We start from the raw sequence: 14,456 nt of genomic DNA, 5'->3' as shown, positions 1-14,456 counted from the left end.
TGTAAAAGATAATAAACATACTAATATAATTTTTAAATAAAATTAATATCCTTAATTAAAGGTTAAAAAGTTTTAAAAAAATATTAAGAGTGGTATCATGATTAAGACGATAGGTCCAATATTTTATATAGATTGCACTTTAGGGGATGATATATTGCAATATAATAAGAACAAATTTAATAAAGTAAATGACAAAAAAGTCATGAAAAAAGTTAAGAAACAATGGGTCGTTGTATCCGTTGCTACCTTAGCTCTATTTGGTGCATCCGCCTATGGCATGACATCTACTTCATCAGTAGTTGCCCACGCTGACGGAACAACCACAGGTTCAAGTGAAACAACCACACAACAAGGTGGTTCAAACGGAACAGCCACTACTAACAGTGGAAACTCCGGTGAGTCTCAATCACAACAAGGTAGTTCACAAAACTCTGGTGCATCTGTTGATACAGCAGCACTAAAGTCTGCAGCTGCATCTCAAGGTAGCTCAGATGGAACTGCCGGAGTAACTCAATCAGCATTATCATCCTACCAAGATGATTATAATGCTGCTTACAGTGCTGCTTCTACTGCAGCAAGTACTGCAGCTTCAAGTGCAGGTTCAAGTGATTTTGCTGCTAAAAAATCAAAAGCCTCATATCCAGACCACCAAGATGCATATAATACTGGTTATGATGCAGCATCATCAACTGCTCAATCACAACAAGCAGCTGCTATTCAACGTGGACACGATGATTTCGCAGCTGGTAATTCACAAGCAACATTATCATCAAACAATGATCTATATTCATCTGCTTACACAGCTGCTTCAAGTGCATCGGCCAAAGGTCACAATGACTTTGCAGCAGGTAGCTCACATGCAACTAGTCTAGGTTCAGACCAAGATGTCTATGATACAGCTTTTAATGCTGCATCAAACGCTGCATTCCAAGGTCTTAATGACTTTGTAACTGGAAACTCTAAAGCATCAAATTATGGTACTGACCAAGACGTTTATGATACAGCTTTTGAAACAGCTTCAAGTGCTGCTAGTCAAGGTGCTCATGATTTTAATACAACAGGCTCCCAAGCATCCAATGTTGCAGATCAAAGCCTTTACAATTCAGCATTTAGTTCGGCTAGACAAACATCTATCAACAATAGTGTTGCTGCATCTGCAAACGCTACAAGTGCGGGTATTGATGATTACGTTGAAGGACACACAGTAAACTCAAACGTAGGCTCTGTTAACCAATCTACATATAACACTGCTTACAGTATGGCAAGCAGTGGGTTTAACGACACCTTAAACGGTAATAGTGCTGCAGAATCAAATGCAAGCGATTCAAACTACCAAAAGGGTGTAGGTTACGCAAGTGGTAGCTATGCTGCCGCAATGTCTGCAGCCATCAGCGATGCTGTTTACGGTACTAACAACCAACAATCATATGCAACTGACGCTGTACAATCTGCATTCTATAGTGCGGCTTATGCAGGTGCCGAAGCTGCTTTAGCTCAATATAACAATAAAGTAGGTACCCAAGGTACTGGATCACAAGCTTATGTATACTACAAGAACACTGCTAATAGTGTTTATTCAACTAGCTATGCACCTGGTTCAGCCAGTGGTGCTAACGTAACTAATGGATATGTAAATGCTTCAAATGTTTCATACAATGCATCTTATGCTGCAACATATACTGGTCAATACAGTGATGCTCCACAAGGTACAGTTGGTGGAGCTGATGATCCTAAGACTGCCCATGATACAGCTATTAGTTATGAAAACGATATTAGTAACTTATACGATAATGCCAATAACGCAGGAATAAATGCTTCAACAACAGGAGTAACTGTTGCATCTCAACACGATGTTCAAGATAACAGTTCATTATTAGGTGCTCTATCTGTTGTTTATCGTTATGGAATCAACAATGCCTTGATTCAACAAGGTATTAAGGATGCTGAAACTGGTAAGTGGCAAGGTATTACGGGTGCTAACGGAAAAACTGGAAGTATCTATACTCCAAACTCAAATTCAGATAACCTTTATGATCAAGCTTACTTAGGTGCCCAAGCAGCTATTAATACTCAATTCAAAGGTGATAATTACACAGGAGTTGCTCAATTGAGTAATCCTTCCAATTTCACTTCTGCTTATAAAGTTGGATACAATGATGTATACAGCAAGGATCAACAAGGTGTTTACTATGTAAGTACTGGTACTCAAATGAATAAACTATTGACTGGTGGCTCAACCAGTGTAGGTGGAACAGTAAACTCTAGAATTGATACGAATCATAAAAATATCATTAATATTATTAATGATATTAGTTTAGTAGGCAACTCCGCCTCTAATGGTTCAAACCCTAGTTTAAGTAACAGTTTTGAGAATTTAACGATTGATGGAAATAATCATATTGCCGATTGGTATAATCAAAATTATACCTTTAGTACAGTTGGCGATGGAAACCAATCAGTTCATTTACAAAACTTTAAGACAATATACGGAGCTAACTACTTCGGTCCTGTTGGATTTAGTGGTAGCGGTAATGTTTACTTTAAAAACTTTAATTATATTGGGGCCCAATTACTTAGTGCCATAAATAACCAAGTATTTATGGACGGAAATGTTAATGTTTCTCAACGTGATGATTTCTATACCTCACCATGGGAAAGCAATGTCGTTGAAGCGGGACCGGGTAACCAATTAAATCTATATATTAAGAACTTGGTTCTTAATAAAGGTGCTCACTATTTTGGTACTGCAGGAGCACATTCTGGGACATCAGTTGTATACGTTTCAGGTGGTAATGTAACTCTATCAGAAAACTCAAGTATGACTGTTATTAATAGAGGTACCGGTGCAGATGGAGCTAATGGTTACGGTGTTCAAATTGCTGGTGGTTCTTTAAATGTTAATAAAAACGCTAACCTAAATATTATGCAAGATAACACAACTGCAGGATCTTCTGATGGTGGTATTTATGTTAATGGTAACAGTTCTAATTCTAATGCCGTTACAGTAGATGGTGGTCGAATTAATATTGAAACAGCCAATTTCTCAAATATAGGAAGTAATCAATTAGTTTATGTACAACAGGGTAAAGTTTTAGTTACTAATGGTGGTGTATTACAAGCTAAAGCCACAAACATTGGTAACAATGTTCAACCAAACGGTTTAATTTACATTGGATCAGCTGGTCAAATCAACGTTGCTAATAGAGGTAACCTTATTGTATCTACTCCTGATGGTAGTGGAAATAGCGCATTCCCATTGATTTCTGGTACTTTGACAGTTAATGATTCTGGTGATAGTCATGTTATCTTAGACAAGGGATCAACATCTTCAAAGGCTGTATTTGTTAACTCTTCTGGTAGTATCAATTCTTACACTGGTAAGGTTAACGGCACAATTTATTACAACTACTCAATGACTTCAAATGGATCTTCTGGAAGTGAAACTGTTAATGCTTTGAATAAAGACATGCAAAGCATTAGTAATAAGAAATATTCAACACTAACTTCAACACCACAAGTTTTGGAAATTCAAAGTATTCCATCTGTATACTTCTCAAGTCCTTTAACAACAAGTGTAGGTTATGATAATCCTAATGATTCTCAACAACAAACAGTAACTGTTACTGGATATGCAAAGGTTTCAGGATATCAAAGTGCAATTAATAGTGGTGGAACTGATGCAGCTTACGCTAAAAATAAAGTATATATCCAATATGCAACTGGAAATACAACTGGAACTATATACGATTCCCTTGGTAATGCTTCAACTGGTCCAGGTGATTACCATAATCTAACACCTATTAGTACTAGCGTGTCATCTGCCAACAAGAATGATTCAAGTATTCCAACCACAGGAACTATTTCAAATCTTGATAAAGCTGATACTAATGCTTATAACGATGACGCAGATCCTTCATCCTCAATTATTCCAATCAAGTTCACAGTGCCACTAAGTAACGCTAAAACTGTTGGTGTATACCTTAGATATGGTGTTAACGGTGTCTACATGACTGCTTTATCAGGCAATAATCAGTCAGGTGGAAGTACTTATGCATCTAACATTGAAGGATATCAATTGAGCAATGGTAAGTTAGTAACTGCTCCTTCTGCAAATGTTTCTATTGCATCAGGTAATGGACAAGATACTGAAAATGGTTATCAACAAGCCATATCTGACTTTGGAAACGGTCAATACAATCCAGATTTAACAAAATACGGTAGAAATGCCGATTACACAAACGCTTATGATAGTGTAATGGCAGGTGCTGGTGCATTGACTCCTGATTTCTTGAGACAACTAGGAGTAACTGATCCAACAGTTGCACCAAGTTTTGATTCTATTAAGAATAACCCTGAATTACTAAGCAAGATTCAAGCATTACCATCTTATCAAAGTGCTAAAAATCCAACTGCATATCTACAAGCAATGGGACAAGCTTATCAAGATTACCTTGCTAACAAAGACGCAGTAAGTGATATTAATACTCCTAATAATGTAAATACTCCAGCTCAGGTAAATAGTAGTAGTAATGATGCATTATATAAGAGTAACTTTAATAATGCTTATCAAAATGCACAAAACGCCATCAATGATGCTGTTGCTGGTAATACAAGTAATAGACCAAAGGGTACAGATCCAATTGGTCAACAAGTTTATGATAAAGTTAAACAACAATATAATTCTGGTATAACCGCAATGGATGCTGTTGCTAAGGGAGTTCCTAGTGCCCCAGATAACACTGATCCAACTGCTTTCAGTGCAGCACAAAAAGCATATGGACAAATTGTGAAAGACATTAGAAGCGGTAAGACTGCTCCGGCAACAGATTTCTCACAAGCTCCATACAATAGTATGACACCATTACAACAAGCGCTATACAAGCAAGGATTCGCCAATGCATATGCTAAATATCAAACCGGTCAACAAGCTGCATTGAATGGAAAGGGAGCCCCATCAGATCCTCAACAACTTGCTGGATACAATGATACAAAAGATGGTTTCAATGAAAATCCAACTTCATCTGATCCAACAACAGAACAAAATTCACCAGCATACCAAGCTGGTAAAGCTGCCAAGACTGATGAAACAACTGGTGCTAATTCAGCCAAAACAGGTCAAAGCCTACCAGCTTCTCCATCACAAGCTGAAATTGATGGTTACAACGGGACAAAAGACGCTTATGCAGTTGCTACTGGAAAGAAGCAATTAAGTACAGATCAACTAAAACAACAATCATTGGCATATCAAGCAGCTTACAATGATGCTATCGGAAATGCTAACCAAGTTGTAAGCAATGCGCTATCTGATTACAAGAATGGCAATAAAAATGCTCCTCAAGGTACCGGAGTAGATAATCAAGCATATACTCAAGTTCAAAATGCTGCTGCTGCCGGTGCTTCTGATGCTAACCAACCAAATAGCCCAGCAGCACCTGATTCAAGTCAATCAGATGCATATAAGGAAGGTTACGACATTGCGAAGGGTTCAGCTGACGCTCTGAGCGGTGCTCAAAAGAACTCCAACAACAATGATGATGCATACAAGGATGCATTCGACAATGCAACTGATGGATTTAACGGTGACAACAACAATGCTCCTGAAAATCAAACAACTGCTTACCAAGCTGGTCAAAAAGCTAAGAATGACTCAAAAATCGGTGCTGATTTAGCAACCGCTGGTCAAAGTCTACCAGCTACTCCATCACAAGCTGAAACTGATGGTTTCAATGCAACCAAAGATGCTTTAGATGCTGCAACTGGTAAGCAAACCAAATTAACAGCCGATCAACTAAAGCAAAAATCATTAGCTTATCAAGACGCATACAATAAGGCACTTGCACTTGCAGGTCAACCCGCAACTAATGCGCTTGCTGATTACAAGTCTGGTTCACAAGCAAATCGACCACAAGGTAACGGTTTAGATAGACAAGCTTATGATAATGTTCAAAACGATGCTGCTGCTGGGGCTAGCGATGCTAATAACGCAAACAGCGCAGACACACCAGCTTCTGACAAGACACCTGCTTACAAGACTGGTTACGACATTGCCAAGGGTGTAAGTGACGCTGAAAATGGTAAATCAAAAGATAATTCGGCTAACAAGGATCAAGAATACACTAACGCTTACAGCAACTTTAACGACGGAAAAGCTCAAGGTGAAAGTGCTAAGTTAACTGATTCTGCTCCTGCTAATGCTGATCCAGCAACCAAAGCTGGTTTTGAATACGGTCAAGGAATCGCCGCTCTTAAGAATGCCCAGAATCCAGCAACTGCAAACGATCCTCAAGGTTTAACTGCCAAACAACAAGAGGGTTATGATCAAGCTAAATCTGGTTACGATTTAGCATTGAGTGGCCAACAAGCTCCAACTTCTCCAGCCGCTGCTGTTGAAGGATACAACTATGCAAAAGCATTAACTGATGGTGCTAGTGCATCTACCAGACCAACACAAGCTACTGGTAAAGATGATTTAGCCACAGAACAAAAAGCATATGATGACGTTCAAGCTGCTGTTGCTCAAGCTAAGAGTGATGCACGTACTTCTAATCCAACTCCTAATGACGGTAACGCCCATAACAAGGATGTATACGACAAGGCATACGCTGCTGCTCTTAAGGCATACCAAAATAGTGATCCAAGTGCTACAGCTTCCTCTAAAGGTATCAATAATGATGTTATCGGTGCTGCCGCATTCAACGCTGCCAAAGCGGATGGATTAAAACTTCAAGGTGCTAATTTATTTACAAATGGTAGTGCAAATAATCAAAGTGATCCAACAATTACTGATGGTTACAAGGAGGCTAAACAAGGTTATGCAGATGCATTACATGGTAAGGATTCTCAACCAAACGCTTCAGATGCATATGCCTTAGGTTATAACGCCGCAAGTAATGATAAATCTGGTTTCCAAAATGCTGAAAACGGTATCTCTGACAACTCAGAGGCTGCCCAGGGTGCTGCTGATGCTATCGCTAAAGTTAAGAATGCCAAAGGTAATGTTGATTCATTATCTGAAATTAACGATTCAAGCAAGCCCGCTGCATACAACAACGCATACAACGCTGCGTTAGAAGACGCTAAGCAAGCTGCTAGACAAGGTATTGCTTCACAATTAGATCCTAACAGCTCTGATGGTCAAGCTGCAGCTCCAACATCCGCAGCTTTAGCCGAAGTTTACAATGATGCTGCAAGTGATGCTCAAAAGGGCTACGCTGAAGGATTAACTGGTAAATCAGTATCAAATGGCAATAACACTAGCGAAAGTAAAGGTTTCCAAAAGGGATCTGGAGATGCTGCTGCATACGAAGCTGCTGTTCAAGATTATGCAAATGCTAATGGTGATGTGAATGCTGCGAAGGCTGCTCATCCTGAAAAGGAAAATGATTCAGTATATCAACAAACATTGAAGGCTTTGGATGAAGGAGCTAAAGGTATTACTGATTCTAATGATAAATCACCTGTATACGCAGTTGCTAACTCACAAGCACTAGCTAAGAAAGCTGCAATGGATGCAATCAAGGCTGCAAATACCTCTGCTAATGGTACTGAACCTTCAAGAATTAATAGCATTAATGACGTTCCTGCTGGTGTATCAGACAAGCAATCATACATGAATGCTTACAATGATGCTATCAAGGGTTACAACGCTGGTAAGGCAAATGATTCCAGTGTTACAGCAGATAACTCAGATCCAGCTGACCAACAAGCATTTAACGATGCTAAGGCTGCCGGTGAAGCTGCTCGTGGTGCTGATGCCCTATTAGATGGTTCTACAACCGCTAAAGATGTGGATGGAACAAATGCTAATCCATCATACATCGCTGGTGTGGATGAAGCTTCATCCGGTTACGCAGATGGATTAAATGGAACCAAAACTGCTCCTGAAGATGTTCAAGCAACTCCAGCTTATCAAAAGGCATACGCTCAAGGACAAGCTGACCAAGCTGGTGTTAGTGCAGCTAAAGAAACTCAAAATCCAGATACTAACACTGCACCCGATACTTTACCTAGCAACGCTGCTAAGGATGCTTACTTGGGTTATGCTAACGCTATTGCCGCAGTTAAGAACGCCCATGGTAATCCAAGTGCCATTCAAACTCCAGCAAATTACAGTCAACAATCTTCAGATTACAAGGCTGCTTACCAAAAGGCTCTACAAGATGCTGTAGATGCTAACAAGGATGGTCAAGATTCTGTTGCTAACCCAAGTTCAGCTGCTGCTCGTCCAAGTGACACAGCTCAAGCTGCCGTATACGATGCTGCTAGAGCCGATGCAAGCAAGGGTTATGCAGAAGGATTAACTGGCAAATCAGTTTCAGATCCTAATAACGGTAACGAACAAGCTGGTCTACAAGCTGGTGCTAACGACAAAGCTAAGTACGAAGCTGCTGTTAATGATTATGCAACTGCCAATGGTAATGTAGATGCTGCGAAGGCTGCTGATCCTGCAAACGCAAGTGACCCAGTATACCAACAAACATTGAAGGCTTTGGATGATGCTTCTAAAGGTAGAACTGATGTTAACGACAAGTCACCTGTATACGCAGTTGCTAACTCACAAGCATTAGCTAAGAAGGCTGCAATGGATGCTATCAATGATGCCAACAAGGCTGCTAATGGTACTGATCCACAACAAATTACCGATGCCAACAATGTTCCTGCTGATGTACCAGATAAGCAATCATACATGAATGCATTTAACGATGCTATCAAGGGTTACAACGCTGGAAAGGCTGACGATTCAAGTGTTACACCAACTAACTCAGACCCAGCCGACCAACAAGCATTTAAAGATGCTAAGGCTGCTGGTGAAGCTGCTCGTGGTGCTGATGCCCTATTAGATGGTTCTACAACCGCTAAAGATGTGGATGGAACAAATGCTGATCCATCATACATCGCTGGTGTGGATGAAGCTTCATCCGGTTACTCAGATGGATTAAATGGAACCAAAACTGCTCCTGAAGATGTTCAAGCAACTCCAGCTTACCAAAAGGCATACGCTCAAGGACAAGCTGACCAAAAGGGTGTTAACGAAGCTAAGGCACAAGGTACTCCTGACTCAAACAACGTTCCTTCTGATCTTCAAGGTAACAAACCAGCTACTGACGCCTTCAAGGGTTACGCTGATGCAATTGCCGCAGTTAAGGCTAAGAACGGAAATGCTGCTCAAACTGACCGTCCAACTGACTTTAACTCACAATCTTCAGATTACAAGGCTGCCTACCAAAAAGCATTAGAAGATGCGATTGCTGCTAACAAGGCTGGTCAAAATGCTGTTGCAACTCCAGGTCAAAACGATACAAAACCAACTGATCCTGCTTTAGCTGCTGTATACGATGCTGCTAAGCATGACACTAACAAGGGTATGGCTGAAGTATTAAGTGGTAAGCAAGGTAGTTCTAACCTTAATAACGCAAACGAACAAGCTGGTATTCAAGCTGGTACTCCACTACAAGCTGCATACCAAGCGGCTGCTAGGGACTTCGCTGCTGGAAATACTGACCCAACCCATATCGACCAAATAGCTCAAACATTTGGTGATACTGCACAAGCTTACAAGGACGCATTAGCTGGTATGATGGATGGTTCACAAACACCTGCTTCAGACCACAATGATCCTAAGAGTTCTTCGCCAATTTATGCACTCGCTAAGCAACAAGCACAAAACGTTCAAAACGCTGTTGCTGCTGTTCAAGGTAGTCAACATGTTGCTTCCGGTCAATCTGACAAGGATGCTGACCTAGCAAACGCAAATGGATACAACAACCCTGACAACAAGTCAGATATGGATGACGCATACATTGCTGCAGCTAACGCTTACAGCGATGCAATCAACCATACTAATGGTGACGAACCAACTGATCAAAGTGGATTCAGTCCTGCTGATCAAGTGGCTTATGCTCAAGCTTACAAGGCTGCTAAGGATGACGCTGCTAAGGGACTAACTGATTTTGGTAATGGTAACAAGGCTCAACAACCAGCTAACCCAGCTGATAAGGCTGCTTACGACAAGGCTCAAATCGATGCTCTTGCTGGTTTGAATGCCGGACTAGCAAACAAGGCTGATGCTACTAAGCAAGCTAACAACCCTGCATACAAGCAAGGTATTGACGATGCTGCCGCAATCCAAAAGGCTGCTCAAGATGCTGTAAATGGTACTCCAGATGCTGGTAAGGCAAGCTTAACTTCAGATGCTCAAAAGGCTGCTTACGACGCCATCAAGCCTGCTGCTGAAGCTGGTCAAGCTGAATACTCAGCTAACCCAGATAAGTACGCTGGTAAGACTGGTGACGACTTGAAGAACGCCGCTAACCAAGCTGCTCAAGCTAAGTATCCAAACGATTCATTGAAGCAAGCTGCATTTGCTCAAGCAATTGAAGCTGCTGGTGATGCTTTCGGTAAGGGTGCTGGTGCATTTGGTAACAACGAACAACAACCAGCTGGTATTGCTGCTGCTGGTTACCAAGCTGCTCAACAAGCTTATGACAAAGCAACTAACGGTGAACCTAAGCCTGACAAGGTCAACGGTCATTACCCAACTCCAGAAGGTGTTACTCCTTCTGATCAATACGATAATACATTTGATGCTGCTTACAACAAGTACAAGACTGCTGCTGATAAGGCTGCTCAAGATACTGCCGCAAACGGTGGTACTGCTGCAACTGCTGCAAACTCAAATGATTACAATGCTGCAACACCTAAGGAAAAGGCTGCATACGACGATGCTGCTACTAAGGCTGCTCAAGGTATTGCAGATGCTAAGTTAAATGACCCAACCAAGGATGCCCAATACGGTACTACCAAGGATGGCAAGTTTGTTCCTAAAGATGACACTGCGGCTCAAGCATACGCCGGTGCTAAGGCTGGTTACGCTGACGGTAAGACTGGATCAACTAATGAACCAACAAATGTAAGTCCAGCATTTAAGGCTGCTTACGACAAGGCTAATGCAGATGCTAAGGCCGCTGCACAAGCTGGTGTTGAAGACTTTGCTAAGGGATTATCAGCTAGTCAACCAACAGAAGATGCTCAAGCTGCTATTGATGCACACGACAATGGTTATAGTAAAGCTGCTTCTGGTTACGACGATGCGATGAGTAATCCATCAGGTGACTTCTCAAGTGATTCTGATGCAAGTTACCAAAAGGGTGTTGAAATGGCTAAGGTGGCTGTGGCTGCTCGTGACAACATCTTAAACAACGGTAACGATGCTCAACCTACTCCAGGTGAAAGCTCAACTGACGCTGATGTATCCGGTGCTGCTCAAGCTGCTGCCGCTGCCGCTAAGGCTGCATTAGCTGACGGTAAGAATGGTTTAGACAAGGTTACAAATGCAGGTCAAGTACCTGATGCATTTAAGCCATACGCTCAAATCTATGCTGATGCATATGCAACTGTTGAAAACGCCGCTGCCAAGGCAGCTCAAGATGGTGCCAAGGCATTCGTTTCCGACGGTAAAGAAGGTAACCACGTTACTGACCCTAACAACAAATCAGTAGATGCCGTTGCTAACCAAGAAGGATACATTGATGCGCGTTTAGGTTACCAAGATGCTCAAGAAAACCCAGATGCAGTAGGTCAAAATCCAAATACAGGTTCTGTAAATGGTGATGAAGCTGCTAAGGGTGCTGCTGCAGCATTTAACGATGTTGCTGGTAAGGACAATGCTAAGCCAGGAGATCATGCAACTTCTGACAACAACCCAGTATACGAAGCTGCTTACCAAAAGGCATTAGCTGAAGGTAAGAACAACGCTTCTGATGGTGCTGAAGCATTGTTTGGTGACGATAACCCAACAAACTCAACTGCTAGCGCATCAACATTGGCTAAGCCAAACGCAACTACTGCTTCAGACAAGGCATTCAACAAGGGTCTAGAAAATGCTAAGGACGCTCTATCAGACGCCCAAGCAGATAATCCTTCTAAGGATGCACAATACAGTGGCGACAATGCCGACACAGATGCTGGTAACGTATACCACGCAACTCAAGATGCATACAATGCTGTATTGAATGGTCAACAACCATTGACTGCTAGTGAACTAGCTGCTAAGGATCCTGTATACGCCGCAGCATACAAGAACGCATTATCACGTGCTCAAACTGCATCAACTAATGGTGCTACTGACACTAACGATAACGGTTCATCATATGCTCCAAATAGTCTTGCTCAAGCTGTTTACGAAAAGGCAAGAAATGGCGCAAACAACGCTTACAAAGATGCTCTTCAAAACAAAGATCCAGAACTAAAGGATCACAATGGTATTGATAAGAGTTCAGTTGCTTACCAAGCAACTCAAAACGCTATCAATGACTACTTGAAGAACAATGGTAATGCTAAGGAGGACCCAACCGCTGCAGGTATGGATCCAGCTAATGCTCAAGCTTACAAGGCATACTATGAAAAGGCCAAAGCTGCTGTTAGTCAAGCCGCAATTGATGGTGTTAATGCTTACCTAGGTGGTAAGGCAGTCAACGACGTTCCATCTGTTGAAGGTGACAACGCAGGACTAGGTGAAGTTGCTAAGGAAGCTGCACAACGTGCTGAAAAGGGTCACGAAGACGCAGTTAACAACGGTGGCCGTGTCAGCGATGATAACCAATCAATCGCTAAGGATCCATCTTACCTAACTGGTTTGAAGGGTGCTCAAGATGCTGCTAAGGGTGTTGAAGAAGCTAAGGCTGACGCAACTAACCAACCTTCTGCCGCTGCTCCTCAAGCTGAAAAGGATGGATTCAACGGTACTGTTGATGGATACAACAAGGCTGCTACTGATGGAAGCATCAAGCCTGAAGATATCGATGCATACATCGCTAATAACCTAGGCAATAAGTCAATCGCTTACCGTGACGCCTTCAAGAAAGCTTACCTAGATGGTCTAAAGGTTGCTAAGACTGGTGCAGATGCTGCAAACGCAAACGAACCAGACGCAACTAAGGGCCAAAACGGTGCTGCTCAAAAGGCGCAATCACAAGCTTACAACGATGCAACTAATGCATTCCTAGACAAGCTACATGGTGTAGACGACAAGGACGCAACTTCAAACACTCCAGCTGCTGTTGCTGGACGTCAAAGAGCTAGCCAATACGTACTAGCACTACAAGATATTGCTGATGGTCATCCAAACACTGGTAGCACAGATCCTGATTACCAAAAGGGACTAGCTACTGCTGAAGCTGCTGTTGCTCAAGCTGTTGCTGATGCAAAGGCTAACAAGCAATTACCAGCTGACCTAAGTCAAATCCCAGTTCCAAACGGTGTAGACCCAGTTGCTTACCGCGATGCTTATGCTGGAATCCTAAGTGGTTTCTACAATGGTTACAACAGTAAGTCAACTCAAGCTGGTATAAATGATGCTTACTACAACATTGCATTTGGTATCGGATTTGCTAAGGGTAAGGCAAGTATCCCAACAGATACTTCTGCTCCGCTAGACTTCTGGAAGAACGATAAGGCACCTAAGATTACCGATCCTGCAGTTGCTAAGGCATACAAAGAACAATATGCTCAAGCTAAGGCCGGTTTCTACGATGCTCTTAAGAAGAGAGGCTCTAAGTCAAACAACGAATACTACAAGGAAAGTTACAAGACAGCTATGGACGGATTAGCTGGAATGAGACTTGCCGCTAAGGGTGACACTAAGGCCAACCGCGACATTCTTAAGACTAAGGATGCTGCATTCATAAGTGGTTACAATGGTTACCTAAAGGGTATCGAAGCTGCTAAGAGAACTCTTAAGAAGAACAAGAAGCTTTCTGCTAAGGATCTTCTAAACAAGGACAAGCTATACAGCTACACCTTCAAGGAAGGTTTGAAGCACGAAATCAAGATTCAAAGATCACACGGTAAGAAGGCCGGAATTAACAAGGCGCTAGAACGTCATGCAATTCCTAAGGACATTTACACTCATCATTCTGCAACTTATGCTCGTACTTTCGTTGCGACATACAAGAAGGAAATGAAGAGACATATGCCAAGATACATCTACAATGTAGGGACTATCTTCACTCATAACCGTGTTAAATTCACTAACCACACTCGAATCAGAGAATATGCTTACTCAGCAAGATACAATTCAACTGTATTTAGAGTTGTTGGTGTGAAGTACTACAAGAACCGTATCCCAAGATACCGTTTGAGTAATGGTGATGTGGTAACCGCAAGTCAACAAGTACAAAGCGCTTACTACAAGAAACAATACAAGGAGTACCGTGTAATCAAGCCTACTGGAACATTGATCCATACAGGCAAGACATTCAGTGAACGTAATTCAGTAAGAAGATTGTACCGTGGAGAAGTATTCCACGTACGTAAAGTGGTTAAATTCCATGGAATTACTCGTCTATACGTTGGCAAGAATGAATACATTACTTCTAACAAGACTTATGTCAAAGCAGTTATTAAATAATTGCTAACAAAAAAGAGCCACTGGTTAATTCCAGTGGCTCTTTTTTGTA

1 protein-coding gene is annotated in these 14,456 nt (G+C 41.7%); it reads left to right on the top strand.

Going from position 1 to position 14,456, the window contains the following annotated elements; all coding sequences use genetic code 11:
* Nucleotides 1-154 precede the first annotated feature (154 nt).
* Nucleotides 155-14,407: a DUF5776 domain-containing protein gene (locus J3U50_RS06620; protein ID WP_301945884.1), complete on the top strand. Its 14,253-nt coding sequence runs from the start codon at nt 155-157 to the stop codon at nt 14,405-14,407.
* Nucleotides 14,408-14,456 lie beyond the last annotated feature (49 nt).

The sequence above is a fragment of the Lactobacillus sp. B3795 genome, assembly GCF_026535805.1.
Lineage (GTDB): Bacteria > Bacillota > Bacilli > Lactobacillales > Lactobacillaceae > Apilactobacillus > Apilactobacillus kunkeei_C.
The sequence above is the reverse complement of the archived record's forward strand: the minus strand, read 5'-3'. Positions and strand labels throughout refer to the sequence as shown.